Source organism: Streptomyces sp. R35, from assembly GCF_041053035.1.
GTDB lineage: Bacteria > Actinomycetota > Actinomycetes > Streptomycetales > Streptomycetaceae > Streptomyces > Streptomyces lutosisoli.
In genome coordinates this window covers 411,926-428,277 of record NZ_CP163440.1, presented here as the reverse complement: position 1 = coordinate 428,277, position 16,352 = coordinate 411,926, and the positions used below count along the sequence as shown (strand labels likewise).

At 68.6% G+C, this 16,352-nt stretch carries 17 protein-coding genes and 4 pseudogenes; 10 read left to right on the top strand and 11 right to left on the bottom strand.

The window, feature by feature from the left end:
- Positions 1 to 414: 414 nt before the first annotated feature.
- A complete protein-coding gene (locus AB5J50_RS02165) occupies positions 415 to 1,293 on the bottom strand; it encodes an NAD(P)H-binding protein (RefSeq protein ID WP_369254357.1) in 879 nt (292 codons plus the stop codon).
- A 63-nt stretch (positions 1,294 to 1,356) separates the two neighbouring features.
- Here AB5J50_RS02165 and AB5J50_RS02160 point away from each other — a divergent pair, with 63 nt between their 5' ends.
- The 3 genes and pseudogenes from AB5J50_RS02160 to AB5J50_RS02150 form a co-directional block, all read left to right on the top strand.
- Positions 1,357 to 1,953, top strand: a complete 597-nt coding sequence (locus tag AB5J50_RS02160; RefSeq protein WP_369254355.1) for a TetR/AcrR family transcriptional regulator — start codon at positions 1,357 to 1,359, stop codon at positions 1,951 to 1,953.
- A 576-nt stretch (positions 1,954 to 2,529) separates the two neighbouring features.
- Complete coding sequence (locus AB5J50_RS02155; protein ID WP_369254353.1) at positions 2,530 to 2,658, top strand: hypothetical protein; 129 nt, start codon at positions 2,530 to 2,532, stop codon at positions 2,656 to 2,658.
- Between the two features lie 182 nt (positions 2,659 to 2,840).
- Positions 2,841 to 3,038, top strand: a pseudogene (locus tag AB5J50_RS02150) (transposase); the annotation flags it as partial.
- Here AB5J50_RS02150 and AB5J50_RS02145 read toward each other — a convergent pair.
- Positions 3,010 to 3,345 carry an ankyrin repeat domain-containing protein gene (locus AB5J50_RS02145; RefSeq protein ID WP_369254351.1) on the bottom strand — a complete coding sequence of 112 codons (336 nt, stop codon included), beginning with the start codon at positions 3,343 to 3,345 and terminating at the stop codon, positions 3,010 to 3,012. The pseudogene AB5J50_RS02150 and the gene AB5J50_RS02145 sit on opposite strands and share 29 nt — an antisense overlap.
- 53 nt (positions 3,346 to 3,398) lie before the next feature.
- Between AB5J50_RS02145 and AB5J50_RS02140 the strand changes: the two are divergent.
- A pseudogene (locus tag AB5J50_RS02140) lies at positions 3,399 to 3,800 on the top strand (transposase); the annotation flags it as partial.
- Here the strand turns inward: AB5J50_RS02140 and AB5J50_RS02135 are convergent.
- The 4 genes from AB5J50_RS02135 to AB5J50_RS02120 all read right to left on the bottom strand — a co-directional run bounded on the left by AB5J50_RS02135 (position 3,797) and on the right by AB5J50_RS02120 (position 7,248).
- Positions 3,797 to 4,768: an SDR family NAD(P)-dependent oxidoreductase gene (locus AB5J50_RS02135; RefSeq protein WP_369254349.1), complete on the bottom strand. Its 972-nt coding sequence runs from the start codon at positions 4,766 to 4,768 to the stop codon at positions 3,797 to 3,799. The pseudogene AB5J50_RS02140 and the gene AB5J50_RS02135 overlap by 4 nt on opposite strands.
- A gap of 178 nt (positions 4,769 to 4,946) precedes the next feature.
- Positions 4,947 to 5,903, bottom strand: a complete 957-nt coding sequence (locus AB5J50_RS02130; RefSeq protein WP_369254347.1) for an SDR family NAD(P)-dependent oxidoreductase — start codon at positions 5,901 to 5,903, stop codon at positions 4,947 to 4,949.
- Positions 5,904 to 5,976: 73 nt separating this feature from the next.
- Positions 5,977 to 6,321 (bottom strand): nuclear transport factor 2 family protein, encoded by a 345-nt coding sequence (locus tag AB5J50_RS02125; protein ID WP_369254345.1) that lies wholly within the window; start codon positions 6,319 to 6,321, stop codon positions 5,977 to 5,979.
- A gap of 108 nt (positions 6,322 to 6,429) precedes the next feature.
- Positions 6,430 to 7,248, bottom strand: a complete 819-nt coding sequence (locus AB5J50_RS02120) for an SDR family oxidoreductase (RefSeq protein ID WP_369254343.1) — start codon at positions 7,246 to 7,248, stop codon at positions 6,430 to 6,432.
- Between the two features lie 137 nt (positions 7,249 to 7,385).
- On the opposite strand from AB5J50_RS02120, the gene AB5J50_RS02115 reads away from it, so the two are divergent.
- Positions 7,386 to 7,970, top strand: coding sequence for a TetR/AcrR family transcriptional regulator (locus AB5J50_RS02115; protein WP_369254341.1), 585 nt, complete (start codon positions 7,386 to 7,388; stop codon positions 7,968 to 7,970).
- 65 nt (positions 7,971 to 8,035) lie between these two features.
- On the opposite strand, the gene AB5J50_RS02110 is transcribed toward AB5J50_RS02115, so the two are convergent.
- A complete protein-coding gene (locus AB5J50_RS02110) occupies positions 8,036 to 8,749 on the bottom strand; it encodes an SDR family NAD(P)-dependent oxidoreductase (RefSeq protein ID WP_369254339.1) in 714 nt (237 codons plus the stop codon).
- 51 nt (positions 8,750 to 8,800) lie between these two features.
- Positions 8,801 to 9,151: an HNH endonuclease family protein gene (locus AB5J50_RS02105; protein WP_369254337.1), complete on the bottom strand. Its 351-nt coding sequence runs from the start codon at positions 9,149 to 9,151 to the stop codon at positions 8,801 to 8,803.
- Here AB5J50_RS02105 and AB5J50_RS02100 point away from each other — a divergent pair.
- The 4 genes from AB5J50_RS02100 to AB5J50_RS02085 all read left to right on the top strand — a co-directional run bounded on the left by AB5J50_RS02100 (position 9,141) and on the right by AB5J50_RS02085 (position 13,337).
- A complete protein-coding gene (locus AB5J50_RS02100; RefSeq protein ID WP_369254335.1) occupies positions 9,141 to 9,488 on the top strand; it encodes an aldo/keto reductase in 348 nt (115 codons plus the stop codon). The two genes, AB5J50_RS02105 and AB5J50_RS02100, sit on opposite strands and share 11 nt — an antisense overlap.
- Positions 9,489 to 9,592: 104 nt before the next feature.
- Entirely contained in the window at positions 9,593 to 10,093 is a 501-nt protein-coding gene (locus AB5J50_RS02095; protein ID WP_369265277.1) for a (2Fe-2S)-binding protein, read from the top strand.
- Between the two features lie 11 nt (positions 10,094 to 10,104).
- Positions 10,105 to 11,100: a xanthine dehydrogenase family protein subunit M gene (locus AB5J50_RS02090; RefSeq protein ID WP_369254333.1), complete on the top strand. Its 996-nt coding sequence runs from the start codon at positions 10,105 to 10,107 to the stop codon at positions 11,098 to 11,100.
- Positions 11,097 to 13,337 carry a xanthine dehydrogenase family protein molybdopterin-binding subunit gene (locus tag AB5J50_RS02085; RefSeq protein ID WP_369254331.1) on the top strand — a complete coding sequence of 747 codons (2,241 nt, stop codon included), beginning with the start codon at positions 11,097 to 11,099 and terminating at the stop codon, positions 13,335 to 13,337. The genes AB5J50_RS02090 and AB5J50_RS02085 overlap by 4 nt, the downstream gene beginning before the upstream one ends.
- 78 nt (positions 13,338 to 13,415) lie before the next feature.
- Here the strand turns inward: AB5J50_RS02085 and AB5J50_RS02080 are convergent, their stop codons facing one another.
- Positions 13,416 to 14,705, bottom strand: coding sequence for an RNA-guided endonuclease InsQ/TnpB family protein (locus AB5J50_RS02080; protein WP_369254329.1), 1,290 nt, complete (start codon positions 14,703 to 14,705; stop codon positions 13,416 to 13,418).
- 456 nt (positions 14,706 to 15,161) lie between these two features.
- Here AB5J50_RS02080 and AB5J50_RS02075 point away from each other — a divergent pair.
- A pseudogene (locus tag AB5J50_RS02075) lies at positions 15,162 to 15,290 on the top strand (3-hydroxyacyl-CoA dehydrogenase NAD-binding domain-containing protein); the annotation flags it as partial.
- A 44-nt stretch (positions 15,291 to 15,334) separates the two neighbouring features.
- Here AB5J50_RS02075 and AB5J50_RS02070 read toward each other — a convergent pair.
- The gene (locus AB5J50_RS02070) at positions 15,335 to 15,727 is read right to left on the bottom strand and encodes a hypothetical protein (RefSeq protein WP_369254327.1); all 393 of its coding nucleotides are present in this window, start codon (positions 15,725 to 15,727) and stop codon (positions 15,335 to 15,337) included.
- A 111-nt stretch (positions 15,728 to 15,838) separates the two neighbouring features.
- Positions 15,839 to 16,348, bottom strand: a pseudogene (locus AB5J50_RS02065) (transposase); the annotation flags it as partial.
- Positions 16,349 to 16,352 lie beyond the last annotated feature (4 nt).

Sequence of the window (16,352 nt, the reverse complement as noted above, 5' to 3'; positions counted from 1 at the left end):
GGTACGCACAAAAGGCCTGTACCCCCTGCGAGTTCGCAGGGGGTACAGGCCTTTGCCGTGCTTGGGTGGTGTGCGTCGGGCCGCGCAGGTCGCGGGCGCGCCATGGTCGGGGTTCGGAAGGCCGGCGGTGGTCGCCGGGGCGGCCGGGTGGCGCATCGCGGTGATCGGGACGGCGCCTGGCTCGGTGGGCGGACTGGTGAAGAGGCGGTGTTCTAACCCTGCACTGTTCAGTCGGGCCGGCAGGTGCCACTCGATGTCGCGCACTTGGACCGCAGGCGCGCGTCCTGTCGGTACGCACGATGCCCCGCGCCGCCTGAGCCTTACGCACCCACGCGCCCGGCACGTCCCGGGGGCGAGGGCCCGGGCGACGGCAAACTGAGGGCTGCGGCCAGGCACGGGTCGCGGTCGACGAGGTTACGAACCCTCCGTGAACGCGGTGGCGTGGTCGACGGCCCACTGGCGAAACGTTCGCGGCGCCGTCCCGAGGATGTCGGCCACCGCAGTGGTGATGTACGCGGGCTGTCCGACCGCCGCGCTCCACGCGGCGAGCAGCATGTCGACGACCGAGCTGGGCACCGTACCCTCCGACAGGCTTCGGAACTCGTCCGGCGTCATCTCCTCGAGTGCGATCCGGCGCCCCAGGGCGTCACCGATGACGTCCACTTGCGCGGCTTGGGTCAGCGATTCGGGGCCCGTAAGGACGTAGTCGCCTCCGGCGTATCCGTCCTGATAGAGCGTCCGCGCCGCGACGGCTGCGACGTCGCGGTCGTCGACCGGTGCCGTCTCGGCAGCGCTGTAAGGCCACCGGACGACCTCGCCGGCCCGGATCGCGGGCGCCCACCAGGCCAGCGAGTTCGACGCGAACATCCCCGGCCGGAGGATCGTCGACTCGAGTCCGGTGGCCGCGATGAGCCGCTCGATGTCGGCGTGCAGCACCGCCATGGGATTGGGCTGCTGGAAGAAGGGGTGCGGCGTCTGGTGCGGGGAGGAGAGGAAGACGACCCGCCGCACGTGGGCTGCCAGCCGCTCGACGACTGCCGCGGCGGTCTGAGGCGGGGCGGTCCAGACGAGGAAGACCGCAGTGGCGCCATTCAATGCCGGGTCGAGCGACTCGGGCACGGTGAGGTCGCCGGTGAAGACCTCGACCTTCGCCGGCAGGGTCGCCGCCGCCTCGGAGCGATGGGTGAGGGCGCGGACCGGCACGCCCGCGTTGAGGAGTTGGTCGATGACGACGCGGCCGACCCGGCCCGTCGCCCCGGTTACGAGCACGGGAGGAATGTCCATCTGATTCATGCCGCCCATGAAAACGTTACTTGGTTAAAAAAGCAACCTGGTCACGAATGTTACTGTGGTCATGTGAGCGAGCCGACGGGACTGCGGGCCCGCAAAAAGGAGCGGACGCGCGACGCCATCGGCGACGCGGCCGTCTCGCTGTTCCTGGAGCGCGGCTTCGACCGCGTCTCGGTCAACGACGTCGCCGCGGCGGCCGAGATCTCCAAGCCGACCCTCTTCCGGTACTTCCCCACCAAGGAAGACCTGGTGCTGCACCGGTTTGCGGACCACCAGGGCGAGGCGGCACGCGTCGTACGTGACCGCAGGTCCGGCATCAAGCCAGTGACGGCGCTGCACCGGCACTTCCGGGCCGGCCTCGATCGGTACGACCCCGTCACCGGTCTCAACGATCATCCCGAGGTGGTGGCGTTCCATCGGCTGGTGTTCACCACACCGAGCCTGGCGGGACGGCTCACGCGGTACCAGCTCGAGGACGAGGAGGCACTGGCGGACGCCCTCGGCGAAGGCATCCAGGCACGCCTGCGAGCCGCCCAGGTACTCGCGGTCCAACGGGTGCTCGCCCGGACCAACTGGCAGAAGATCGCCGACGGTCGAACCGCCCACGACGTCCACCCCGAGGCCGTAGCCGATGCCGACCAGGCATTCAGCCAGCTGCGGTGACAGGCGACGCTCCCGGTCGAAGAAGGCTCCGCGGCCCAGTGCACGCGTTGCCACGAGCCTGGTCAGGCCGTGACCTGTGACAGGGATCTTGGACTGGTTGTCATCGGAGTTGGGCCAACGCTAGTGCCGCATCAGGCAACGTTCGCCCCTTGGGGACGTCGACTTGGCAGTTGGCCAGACGCCCACACCTGGTCGCAGGAAAGGATCTGTGACGGCCAGTACGCACGTAGGGTGCTTGGGTGTTCAATCGGCTTGAGGTCAGTGCGTTGCCACCGGGCCCCCGATGGGCTGCCCAGTTGCAGTTCCGGATCGACGGTGAGGAAGTGGTGGCAGAGGCGGTCGGAGAGGAGTGATTGGCGCGCCACGGGTCCTGTCCTGGGTGGCACGTGACCGTCAGGCTGTGCGGGTGGCTGAACGAGTACGCGTCCGTGAGATCGATGACGGTGAGGGCCGGTGGTTGCTGCGGACTTCCGCCGCGGCACGGGGTCGGTGGTGACCTGGCGGCGGGCCCAGATGGTGTTGCTGTCGGCGCAGGGCATGGAGGTCACGTTCACCAGCACAGACCGGGTCTGAGACGTGATCCACAACTTCAACACCGACGGCTTCGATTCGCTCTACCCGAAGTACAAGGGCGGCCCGGCCGAAGACCTCCACGCTGCCCGAGCGGCGCGAGATCAAGAAGATTGCCAAGGCCAGGCCGACTGAGCACGGCCTGCCGTTTTCGACCTGGAGCCTGGCCAAGCTGGCCGACTTCCTGGCGCTGAGGGGGTGGTTGGCGACATCAGCCACGAGGGCCTTCGGGTTCTGCTCCGAGAGGAGGGCGTCTCGTTTCAACGCATAAAGACCTGGAAGACCTCCCGCGACCCGGACTACGCCGCCAAGAAGGCCCGCGTTGAACTGTCGCCCGCAAGGGAGTTGAGACCTCACAGCGTTTGGGACGTCATCGTTGGACCATCGAACGCACCATGGCCTGGCTCGCCGGCTGCCGCCGTCTCCATCGTCGCTACGAGCGTAAGGCCGAGCACTTTCTGGCCTTCGCGAGTATCGCCTGCACGCTCATCTGTTACCGGCGGCTCGCCCGCTGATGTGGGCTCGCAGCAGCTTCACCGCCGGGTCGTGGCCGTAATGATTGGCCATGTCCATGGGGGTGCGGCCGTCTGGATCTGCGAGTTCTGGATCAGCCCCGAAGGCCAGCAGCACTGCAGTGGTATGCACAGTCAACGGTTGGCGGCTCTGCAGGGAGCCATCGCCCTCGACGTCGATAGCGTGCGTCAGCAGCGTCATGTTGCTGAAGGCCTCATCGGGATCGGAACCGTTGGCTAGCAACCGCGCCAGGGTCTCTGCATCCTCGTGCTCGACCGCCTGATGAGCGGGCGTCCAGTAGTCACTCACCAAGGCATTCAACCGCCACCGCAGAACGTCTGCCAGCGACTGTCTACGCCCCCGAGCACACCTTCCGCCTGTCCAAACAGACCCTCGGCTGGACCTCCCCGAAGATCCGCACCCCCGAGGCGGCGGACCGGTGGACCTGGCTGATCCTCGCCGCCTACACCGAACTGCGGCTCGCCCGCCCGCTGGCGGCCGACCTGCGTCGGCCGTGGGAGAGACCAATCCCGCCGGACAGGCTCACCCCCGCCCGAGCCCGCCGCGACTTTCGGCACATCCGCCCACAAGCCGCCTGTCCGGCCCAAGCACCGAAACCCACCCGCCCCGGCCCCGGACGGCCACCGGGCCGAAAGAACACCCGACCCACACCCCGCCACGACGTGCACACACCCCGCAAAACACCATCGGCGAACCAGCGAACGAAGAAGTCAACCACCTCACGACCCCGCCGCACGGGTTAAAGATCAAGCTGGCGTGCGAGCAGCTGGAGGGATATGTCCCAGAGGCGCTCGGCGGACTCGGGGTCCAGGGCGTAGGGAGCCACGCCGGACGGCTCCGGACTCTGGACGGCCGTAGCCGGGTCGATGGGGAGAGCCTCGTTGCTGTTCTCGAAGTAGCGCCCGCCGACCCCGTCCACCAGCGGTGAACCGGCGAGGAGGGCGGACGTGGCGGCGCCCTGCTCAGGCGTGCGCCAGGGCACCGCGTCGAAGATCTCCTTGGTCGCCTGGTCCAGGTTCTCGCCTTCCAGGTGACGCTGGAGGGCCGTGCGGATGCCGCCCGGATTGAGGGAGTTGACGGTGATGCCGTCACCGGCCCAGCGCCGGAACGCCTCGACGGCGAAGAGCGTGACGGCCGTCTTGGACTGGCCGTACGCGGCCCACGGCTCGTAGGCGCGACGCTCGAAAGGGAGATCGTCGAAGTCCACCGGGGCGAGTAGGTGGGCGGAGGAGCTGACGGCGACGATGCGCCCGCCCTCGGCCGCCAGGGCGTCGTGCAGGCCGAGGGCGAGCTGGAAGTGGCCGAGGTGGTTGGTGGCGAACTGGTACTCGACACACTCGGGCGTCAGGCGCAGCTCGGGCAGGGCCATGACGCCGGCGTTGTCGAGGAGGATGTGCAGCGGTCCGGACCAGGCGTCGGCGAACGCGGCCACGGAGGACCGCTCGGTGAGTTCCAGGGCGGCGACCTCGACCTTGGTGTTCCCGGTGGTGGCGGTGATGTCGGCCGCGGCCTTCCGGCCGGCCTCGGTGTTGCGTACGGCGAGGGTCACCTCGGCGCCCGCGCGGGCCAGGGAGCGGGCGGTCTCGATGCCGATCCCGGAGGCGCCGCCGGTGACGACGGCGCGCTTGCCGGTCAGGTCGACGCCGGCGAGGACCTCGTCAGCGGTGGACTCGCGGTCGAACGGGGTGGTCAGACGGGTGGTGTCAGGCATGGTGTTCCTGGATCTGTGCGGGGTGGTTCAGGGGGTTCCGGGTGGGTGGACCGGGGATGCGGCGGTCGCCGTTCCGGCACGGTGCGGCGGGACCCGGCACGGGTGTCGGGTCCCCGCACTTGGTGGCCGACGACGTGTGTACGGTCGCTGCCGCCACGGAGTGAACTAACGGAGTGGACTAGCGGATGAGGTCCTCGGACACGGTCCACAGGCGGGCGGCGTTGTCCTGGTCGAGGGCGTACGGGGCGACGCCGCCGACGTTGCCTGCGCGCTCGGTGACCGGCTTGGCCTCCGCGCAGTCCTCGTAGTAGCGGCCGGTGACGCCCTCGACCGTCGGGGAGGCGGCAAGCAGCACCGAGGTGGCGGCGCCCTGCTCCACGGTCTTCTGCGGTGGCAGCGCGAGATCGCCCGAGGCGATGAAGGCGGTCACCTGCTCCATGTCCATGTGCCGGGCCAGGGACGTGTCCGCGATGTTGCCCGGCATCAGGGCGTTGGCGGTGATGCCGTCGTCGGCCCAGCGCTCGGCGGCACCGACGGCGAACAGGGCATTGGCCGTCTTCGACTGGCCGTAGGAGGTCCACGGATCGTAGGGCCGGAAGCGGTAGTCCAGGTCGTCGAAGATGACCGGGGAGAACTGGTGGCCCACGGAGCTCACCGACACGATCCGGGCGCCGTTCGCCGCCGCGAGCGCGGAGTGGAGGCCGGTGGCCAGGGCGAAGTGGCCCAGGTGATTGACGCCGAACTGCCATTCCCGGCCGTCCGCCGTGTGGGCGATCTCCGGCGGGGCCATCACCCCGGCGTTGTTGACGAGGATGTCCAGCGGGCCGGTCCAGTCCGCGACGAACGCCGCGACGGTCGACCGGTCGGACAGATCGAGTCGGCCGACCGACAACTTCCCTGCGCCGGATGGCAGTTCCGCCTCCAGGCGCGCCGCCACCTGCGCACCCGCGTCGGTGTTGCGGACGGCCAGGGTGACGTCGGCGCCGGCCGACGCGAGCGCGCGGGCCGTCTCCACGCCGATGCCGGAAGTGGCGCCGGTGACGACGGCGCGGCGGCCGTGCAGGTCGACTCCGTCGATCACCTCGGCGGCAGTGGTGGTCGCACTGAACGTGCCGGGGTTCCGAGGTACGGACATAAGGGTGTCTCCTGATGTGAGCGCACGTGAGTGCCGTGTACGACGTGTGTGATGTGTGGCGTCCGTGACGTACCTACTCGGCAGCCAGCAGCGGAGTGGTGTCGAAGTAGAAGACGCGCATGCGCCACACCTTTCCGTCCCGCAGAGTCCAGTGTTCGACGATGTGCAGATCGTCGCCCTTGGTGGATTCCGCCGTCAGCAGGCCCGCGACGTGATCACCGTCGGCCGAGAGGCTTTCGAGGCGCATGGTGCCGAAGTCGAGCGCCTCGCTCAGCAGCGGGAGCACCTCGTTCTTGAACGCGTCCGGGCCCCGGCGGACGCCGCCCCATGGAAGCACCGGGGGGATGTACTCCTCGAAGTCCTCGTGCATTGCGGCGGCGAACGCGTCCATGTCACCCCGGAACGCTGCTTCATACACTCCGCGAACGATGTCCAGGTTTGTCTGAGTCGGTGCTGTGTCGGCCATGATGAGTTCTCCTTCTACGGTGCGAATGCGGGAAGCCGCTGCGTGCGGCGGCGTGCCCGGTCAGCCCTGCGCGATCCGGGAAACGTGCTGCCAGTCGTTCCAGGTCTTGAGGCGTTGGGCGTAGAGGGGCTCGACGACCTCGATGGGCTCGGTGCCGAAGAACACGCGCAGCGGCGGGTTCTCCGCGTCGACGATGTGCAGCAGGGCGGCGCCGGCATCGCCGGCTTCGGCGTAGCGGGCTTCACCGAAGCGGGCCGCGATGGCCTCGCGGACCTGGTCGTAGGCGGGGATCGGCTCGGTCTGGGCGGCGGAGGAGCCGCCCCAGTCGGTGGCGAAGCCGCCCGGCTCGACGATGGTGACCTTGATGCCCAGGCCGGCGACCTCCTGGGACAAGGAGTCGCTGAACCCTTCGAGCGCCCACTTCGAGGCGTGGTAGGCGCCGAGCGACGGGAACGCGCCGATGCCGCCGACGGACGAGATCTGCACGATGTGGCCGCTGCGCTGTGCGCGCATGATCGGCAGCACGGCCTGACTGACCCAGAACGCGCCGAACAGGTTCGTCTCCATCTGGTCGCGCAGCTGCTGCTCGGTGATCTCCTCGACCATGCCGAACAGTCCGTAGCCGGCGTTGTTGACGACGACGTCGAGGCGGCCGAACTTCTCGTGTGCGGCGCTCACTGCGCCGGCGACCGCCGCCTTGTCGGTGACGTCGAGGGCCAGGGGCAGTACGGCCTCGTCGCCGTACTTGGTGACCAGGTCGTCCAGTGTGGCCACGTTCCTGGCAGTGGCGGCGACCTTGTCGCCGCGCTCCAGGGCGGACTCGGCGAACGCGCGGCCGAGGCCGCGGGACGTACCGGTGATGAACCAGACCTTGCTCATGATTCCTCCTTGAGGGGCGGGCTTCGGGGGCTGCCCCCCGGTGCCTCATTCACCGTAACGCAGAAACTTAGACTCGTCCAAAGATAGGCTGCTCTAGAAATATATTCGTCCAGAAAATAGGCCGTAGGATGGGGCTCATGGGAGGAACCATGAGCCTGCGCGAGCGCAAGAAGCTGGCGACCTGGCGCGCCATCCAGTCCGCCGCGGTGCGGCTCTTCGAGGAGCAGGGCTACGAGGCGACGACCGTCGAGCAGATCGCGGCCGCCGCGGACGTCTCGCGCGCCACCTTCTTCAACTACTTCGCCAGCAAGGACGCCGCGGTCCTGGACCAGGACCCTGCGGAACGGCTCAACTGGCAGGCCCTGATGGACGAGCGCCCCGCGGACGAACCGCTCTGGGACTCGCTCACCACGATCCTCACGGGGTTCTGCGAGAGCCTGCGCGAGCGCGTGCCTCTGCAGCGGCATCTCAAGGCGCAGTCGCCCGCGTTCGCGCAGTCGGCCCAGAGCTTCGGTGAGCAGTTCTTCCAGGACCTGAGGCGGTGGGCCCGGTCCCGCGTCGCCGGGTCCGACGACCTGACTCCCGTCCTGCAGCTGAACCTCGCGGTAGCCGCCACGATCACCGCCTACGAGACCTGGCCTGCGGAGGAGTCCTTCGACGGGTTTCTGCGACGGCTTGAGCGCTGTCTGAGCCAGGCGGGCCCCGGCACGCCCGTCGAGTGACATGTCCAGTGACGTGTCTGATGACATGTCAGTGGACATGTCCGCCGTGCCGCTGTGTGACGTGGTCACTGCAGCGCGCCGCCGGTCACCACCAGGCCCTGTCCGCTGACCCAGGCCGCCAGGTCCGACGCGAGGTACTCGGCCGCGTCGGCGACGTCGTCCACGGTCCCCATGCGGCGGCCGATGCGCCCGGGCTGGGCGATGAACTGCCGCAGCGGGTCATCCGGGTTGGGCTCGGTGAAGACGCCCGCGCCTTCGATGCCGGTCGGCATGATGGTGTTGACGGTGACGCCCCGGTCCGCGAGCTCCTGCGCCGCCACCCCCACGACGTAGTGCGGCGCCACCTTGCTCGAGCCGTAGAGCGCCTGACCGGCGAACGGAACGACCGCAGTGCTCGAGCCGATGCTGATGATCCGGCCGTTGTCGACGACGTGCCGGGCCGCCGCCTGGAGGGTGAAGAACGTGCCCTCGGTGTTGATGCCGAACTGCCGGTCGAACTGATCCTCGGTGATCTCGACGAAGGGGACGTTGATCAACTCGATGCCCGTGTTCGCGACGACGATGTCGATCTGCCCGAACTGCTCCATGGCCTGGGCGAAGAGGCGCTCGATGTCGGGCACCGCGGACATGTCGGCCTGGACGGAGAACGTCTTCACGCCGAGCTGCTCATGCGCTACGAGCCGGAAGACGCCCTCGCGCTCGTCATGCGCGCAAACCACAAGGGCGCCCGCGTTCAGGAAGTCGCCGCCCAGCTCCGCGCCTGGGCCACGGACTGACACCACCTTCGGGCACGCGCCAAACCCGCGGCGAAACGGGATGTGCGCGAAGCGCTACCGGGCGATTACGACCGTGATGGGCTCGTTGGGGCAGTGGCTGAGTGACTCGGCGAGCGCAGCCTGCTCGGTGGGATCGACGGCGAGCCCGTACCGCGTCTTGTCGGCGACCCGATCAGTGACGTACTGGCAGCGGTAGCCCGCAAAGGGCGGCAGCCATGTACTGGGGTCCTGGTCGGACTTGGAGCGGTTGCCGGCCGCGGACACCGTGATCAAGGCGCGTGCGTCGTCGAGGCCATGGGCGTACACCTCGCGCTCCTTCGCCGGCCATTGTGACGCCCCGCTGTCCCAGGCCTCGACGAGCGGGACGAGGTGGTCGGCGTCGAGCTTGCGCGCGTTGTCTGACAAATCCGTCAATGATCACTATCCCGATGGTGCCCGCAGCCAGATCCCGCGCTTCAGCGGGGAGAACCTCGCGCTCGATGCGGCCCTCGGCTCGGTTGCCGGATGCCTTGGGGCATCGGTCGTCCAGGTCGCCGTCGCGTGGGTGCTCTCCCGCGGCGTGGACATCGTGCCGGTTGTCGGGGCGCGGCGGCCCGAGCGGCTCGCGGGCGCCCTCGCCGCGGTCGGCCTCACTCTCGCTTTCGAGAGCCTCGCGGAGGTGGAGCGTGTCGTGCTGGTGGGCGTGGCGGCCGGCGACCGCTGTGCGGCGCGCCATATGACCGGTCTCGGCAGCGTGAACTGACGGGCGGTCCAGCGTGCCGACTGGCGGTCTGCTTTCGGGGGAAACAGGATGAACATGAATTTTGAGGAGGTTCATTCGTGTCTGATACGCAATATCCCTCACGGGTGGCTGAGGCCCCCGTCCTGCCGGAACGTGGCCCCGGCCCGGTGAAGGTCATGCTGTCGGTCAATGGCACCGAGCATGGGTTGGAGATCGAGCCGCGGGTCAGTCTCCTGGACGCGCTGCGCGAACACCTGCATTTGGCGGGCGGTAAAAAGGGGTGTGACCAGGGCACCTGTGGTGCGTGCACGGTGTGGGTCGACGGGCGCCGAATCCTGTCCTGTCTCACGCTGGCCATCACCTGCGAAGGGCGCGAGGTGACGACCATCGAGGGGCTGGCCGAGGGTGATGAACTGGATGCCATGCAGAGCGCGTTCATCGAACAGGATGCCTTCCAGTGCGGCTTCTGCACACCCGGCCAGATCATGTCCGCGGTGGCGCTTCTGAAGGAGGGCCACGCCTCGGACGACGCCGAGATCCGGGAGTGGATGAGCGGCAACATCTGCCGCTGCGCCGCGTACCCGCACATCCGGGCCGCCATCCGCACCGTCCGCGACCAGGCCTAGGGAGATCTGCCGTGCGGCCCATCAGCTATTCCCGCGCCGGCGACATCGCCGGCGCCATCGCCACCGTTTCCTCGGACCCCACCAGCGACTTCCTGGCCGGGGGCACGACCGAGGTCGACCTGCTGCGCCAGAACGTCCTTTTGCCGCGCCGGCTCGTGGACATCAACGACTTGCCGCTCACTCAGATCGAGGACCGGCCCGACGGCGGCCTGTACATCGGCGCCTTGGCGCGCATGAGCGACGTGGCAGAGGCGCCCATGGTGCGCGAACGGTTTCCGATGATGGCCGAAGCTCTCGTCCTGGGAGCCTCCGCGCAGCTGCGCAATATGGCCAGCATGGGCGGCAACATGATGCAGCGCACCCGCTGCGGCTACTTCCGTGATGGCGTGTCGCCGTGCAACAAGCGCGAACCCGCCAGTGGGTGCAGCGCCCTGGACGGCTTCAACCGCGGCCATGCCGTCCTCGGCGTCAGCGACCACTGCATTGCCACCCACCCCTCGGACGTCGCCGTGCCCCTGATGGCCCTGGACGCTCGCATCCACACCGAAGGGCCTCGTGGCCGACGCGTCTACGCCATCGACGACTTCTTCCTGCAGCCCGGTGACACCCCGCATCTGGAGCACCCCATCGAGCACGGTGAGCTGGTCGTCGGCATCGAGGTGCCGGGCATGGCGGCGGCCCGTACGTCGATGTACCTGAAGGTGCGCGACCGCGAGTCGTACGAGTTCGCCCTGACCTCCGTTGCAGCCGTGGTGCCCCTGGCGGACGGCGTCATCGGCGACGTACGACTGGCCCTGGGCGGAGTGGCCACCAAGCCCTGGCGGGCCCGCCGAGCGGAGGAGGTCCTGCGCGGAGCGCCCGCCGACCGCGAGACCTTCGCGCGAGCCGCCCGCGAGGAACTGGCCCCCGCCCGCACCACGCAGCTCAACGCGTTCAAGGCTGAGCTGGCCCGACGGACCATGGTCCGCGTCCTGGAGACCATCACCGCAACGGGGAGCCCGTCATGACCACAGTCCTCGCGATCGGACAGCCCACCGACCGGGTCGACGGCCGCCACAAGGTCACCGGCGGCGCGCACTACTCGGCGGACATCCACCTCGACAACCTGGCCTACGCCGTCCTGGTCGGCGCGCGGGTGCCCAGCGGACGGATCACCCACATCGACACCACCGAGGCGATGGACGCCCGGGGAGTGCTCGTGATCCTCACCCACGAGAATCTGCCCAAGATCGCGACGCAGCCTCCGCTGATTCCCTCGCTCGCGGGCATGCCCGCCCCGGGCCAGACCTTCTTCCCTCTGCAGGACGAGGTCGTGTATTACACGGGCCAGCCCGTCGCCGTCGTGGTCGCCGACACCCTCGAGCGGGCCCAGCACGCCGCCGCCCTGGTGCGCGTCGGCTACGAGGAGACACCCTCGGTGACAACCCTGGACCAGGGTCGCGAGCAGGCCTACGAGCCCGAGGCGATCTTCGCGGGCTTCATCCCGGGCCGGAACCAGCGCGGGGACGTGGAGGCGGGCCTGGCCCAGGCCGATGTGCGCATCGACGCCGCGTACACCTACGCAGCCAACAACCACAACCCCATCGAGCCGTCGGCCACCACCGCGGCCTGGGACGGCGACCAACTCACGCTCTACGACGCCACCCAGGGCGTGGCGGCCACCCAGCTCACCGTCGCCGCACTGCTCGGTCTCACCCCGTCGAAGGTCCGCGTCATCTCCCACTTCGTCGGCGGCAGCTTCGGCTGCAAGGCCATGATCTGGGCCCATCCCGCACTGGCCGCACTCGCCTCCCGCATGACCGGATGCCCGGTCAAGCTCACCCTCACCCGTGAGCAGATGTTCACCTCGGTCGGGCACCGGGAGGAACAGGAGCAGCGCATCACCCTGGGCGCGACGACGGAGGGGCGGCTGACCGCGCTGCGGCACCACAAACTCTCGCCCACCTCGCACTTCGACGACTGGGCCGAACCCTCTCTGGGCGTGGCCGGCCAGATCTACGCCTGCCCGAACTACGAAGGCGTCTACCGGCTCATCCGCGCCAACACCATGACGCCCACCTTCATGCGGGCCCCCGGCGAGGCCTCGGGCATGTTCGCCCTCGAGTGCGCGATGGACGACCTCGCCCAGCAACTGGGCATCGACCCCATCGAACTGCGCCTGCGCAACTACACCGACACGGATCCGAACACCGGCAACCCGTGGTCGAGCACGGGCCTGAAGGAGTGTTACCAGCGCGGTGCAGAGCGCTTTGGCTGGCAGCGCCGCAACCCCGAACCCCGCTCGCACCGCGACGGCCATTGGCTCATCGGCTACGGCATGGCCACAGCCGGCTATCCGGTCTACGGCCCGAACAACCCGCAGCGGGCCCGCGCCCGGCTGTACGCCGACGGCACCGCCGTGGTCCAGGCCGCCACGCCCGACTTCGGCACCGGGGTCGCCACGGTGATGACGCAGGTCGCCGCCGACGCGCTGGGCCTGCCCGTCGAGCGGTGCCGCTTCGAGGGCGGTGACACCACGCTGCCCACCATCGCGGCCGCGGTCGGCTCCTCGGGAGCCGGCATGATCAGCGCCGCCGTCCACACCGCGGCCACCAACCTGCGCGACCAGCTCGTCGCCCAGGCCGTCGGCGATGCCCAGTCGCCGCTGCACGGCGCCGATCCCAGCACCGTCGTCGTGCGGGACGGCCGCATGACGCTGCGCGACCAGCCCAACATCGGGGAGAGTTACGGGGACCTGCTCCACCGCAACTTCCTGCCCGACGTCGAAGCCGCGGGCGCCTGGTCCCCCTCGCACATCGTCAACAACTACGGGATGATGACGTTCGGCGCCCAGTTCGCCGAGGTCGCCGTCGACCCCGACCTCGGCCTCGCCCGGGTCCGGCGGATGGTCGGCGCCTTCGCCCCTGGCAGGGTGCTCAACGCCAAGACGGCCCGCAGTCAGTTGATGGGCGGCATGCTGTGGGGACTGGGCCAAGCTCTCCTGGAGGCCAACTACATGGACTCGCGGCGCGGCCGCTGGGTCGCCTCCAGCCTGGGTGACTACCTCGTCCCGGTCAACGCCGACGCCCCCGAGGTCGACATCGAACTCATCGAGGTGGAGGACAAGATCGTCAATCCGCTCGGTGTCAAGGGCGTCGGGGAGGTCGGCCAGGTCGGCGCCGCAGCGGCCATCGCCAACGCCATCCACCACGCGACGGGGCGCCGCATCCGCAAGATGCCCATCACGATCGAAGACCTGCTCTGATACATCGTCGGACCTGCTCCGGCACACCGCCGGCACAAGCACAAGCCTGTCCGACGCCCGATTGACATCCTCCCCCTCTCAAAAGAGGGGGATTCCAACCCAGGGGGGTTGAGGTTCACGGGCGCTCGACCGCTGTGTGGGCGGTGTCGTCCCTCCGGCACCGGCTGAGCGCCGGGGGCGGGGAATGCCGCCCTGTCCTGCCGCGACGTTGGTTGATGCGTTGGTGTCCGCGTTGCAGGTGAAGCCACAGGAGGAGCAACAGAATTCGGCTTGGCTCTTGCGCGATTTCTTGTCGATCCATCCGCAGGCGCTGCATCGCAGGCTGGTGTAGGGGGCGGGGACGTCTTCGACACGACCGGGGGCTTTGTGCTCGGTGCGCTGCCGGAGCAGGCCCCAGCCTTGGGCGAGAATGGCCCGGTTCAGTCCGGCTTTCTGCCGCACGTTCTTGCCGGGCTGCTCGACGGTGCCCTTCGCCGAGCGGGTCATGTTCTTGATGTTGAGCTTCTCGAATCGCACCAGGTCGTAGGTGCGGGCGAGCATCGTGCTGGTCTTCTCGCACCAGTCCTTGCGTCGGTCCGATTCCCGGGCCTTGAGCCGTGCAGTCCTGGCGTACTCGGCCGTCTTCTGCACGCTGCCCTTGGGCGCGCGTGCGGCGCGCCGCTGGTGCTTGCGGACCTGTGCCCGTTCCCTGACCGTGAGCTGCGGGCAGTTCAGCTTCCGGCCGTCCGACAGCGCGGCCGTGATCGTCACGCCCCGGTCGATGCCGATGACTTCGCCCGTGCCGGGGGCGCCGAGTGGTTCGGGGATGACCGCGAAGGCGATGTGCCATTGGCCGTTGCGCCAGGTGACGCGGAACGTCTTCGCCTTCGGCAGATCACCTCGGGTGGGTCGAAAGCGGACCCAGCCGCAGCCGGGCACCTTCACCTGCGCCCACCGCCTGTTGAGCTTCTGCACCACCACCGAGCGGCCCATAACCTGCCTGCCGGTCTTCGCGTTGAGCTTCGGCGAGCCGTTCGGCTCAAACTCCGGCACGCGGTCGGTGCCGATGACCCGGAAGCCCTCGTGCACATGCTTCTTGCGCCACGTCGGCTCACCGAACCCGGACGTGAACCGGGCGTTCTTGGCCTGGGCGAAGTCCTTGAGTGCCTGCTGCTGAACATCCGCGCTCCCGGCACCCAGCCATTCGTTGTCGCGCCGGGCCTCGGTGAGCTGGCGGCACTGTTCCGCGAAACCCGGGGCGGCCTTGCGGCCCTTGGACCAGTGCGAGTGCTGCTCGACGGCCAGGTTCCACACGTACCGGGCGTGCGCGCAGTGGCCGAGCATGACGCTCTCCTGCGCGGGCGTCGGGTACAGACGGAATCTGGACATGGCCCCACTCTAGGGCCAGACTTGATGCATGATCAAGCTGAATCTTCGACTTCCGGATGACCTGTACGCCACGGCCAAGGTGCTTGCTTCCACAGACGATCGCTCCCTCAACTCATGGCTGGTGTCGCTCGTGCGACGTGCGGTTGAGGAAAGCGAACGCCGTTCCGCCCCGGGGGCGTAACGGCTGTCCCTGCCCTGCTCCGCAGGGGCTCGCATTCACCCCCGGCCTGAAGGCCGGGGCACCCTGCGAGGAAACAGGGTGGACCGGGCGGGCCGCGCCGACCGGTGGACGGAGACAGCTTCTCCTTGTGGCCGATCCAGAGAAGTTTTGTTTGTCCAACGCGCGAACCGGCAACGCGGCCGCTGGCAGGCCGACCGAGCCGCCCTGGCCTCTGACTACCTGGCCGTGATTCCCCTCGCCCACAGGCACCCAACACCCAGGAGCAACGACGAGCCATGAACGCGTATAAACCCGTCCATCGCGTAGCGATCGTCGGCACCGGCACCATCGGTGCGAGCTGGGCGACGCACTATCTCGCTCGGGGCTTTGACGTCACAGCAACCGACCCTGCCCCCGCTGCGGAGGAGGCTGGGTTCGCGGTTTGTGTTTGTGGCCTCTCGCGTTCGGGTCAGGACGTGGGAGGCACGGCGCGCTTTAGAGGTTCGAGGTCTCCGTGTAGGGCGGCGTGGAGTGCGGCCGCGAGTTCGCGGGCCCGCTCTTCGCTCAACACGCTGTGCATCATGAAGTAGATCGGTCCTGTGTAGGCGTCCGCATCGACCTCGCGGTTGTGAACCATCCGGATGATCGCGGCCCGGACAGCTTCGTTCACGGTGTCGTCGACGGAGTGTCCGGGGCCGGCGGTGAGCGTGTCCGCCTTCACGGTCCAGTGCGGACCGTCGGATTCGATGGCGACGAACACGGCTTGGTGCGCCATGGCCTGCCTGTATACCTTGTGGAAAGCAGCGGTGCCGGAAGCGTCTGGGATGAGATGGGCGGGGCAGGGAACCGGCAGCGGCTGCATGAGGATATTTTGCAAGATGTCGGGAACATTCGCGTCCGTTGACACTCGAAGATCGCCCTGGTGCTGCGGAGCATCCTCAGGGCGCCGATGCTGACCAGTAGAGACGGCTCAAGCGGCTGGCGCCGGTTTCCTCGGCCAGCTGGGGGTGGCGCCTTTTCTCGCGAGGCGCCTGGTCATGAGGGTGATAGCGGCCCAGGTGATCAGTGTTTCGGAGTGCTGGATGAGCCGTTCGTAGTCCCTCGCGTGGCGGCGGGCGTGCATCATCCACGCGAGCGACCTCTCGACGACCCAGCGGCGGGGCAGCACGACGAATCCGGAGGCGTCCTTGGGACGGCTGACGGGCTTGATGGTGAGGTTGAGGTGCTGTTTCGCCCAGTCCACGAGTTTCCCCGCATAGGCGGAGTCGGCCCACACGATCGTGATCTCGGGGTGCATCAGTCGCAGGCGGAAGAGGACTTCCTTGGCGGATGCGGCATCGTGCAGGTCGGTGGGGGTGACCATGACCATGAGGGGCAGGCCGCGGGTGTCGACGACCAAGTGGCGCTTGCGGCCGTTGATTTTCTTGCCCGCGTCGTAGCCGCGGGTGGCCTTGGAGACGGTCTCCGCCGCTTTCACGCTCTGCACC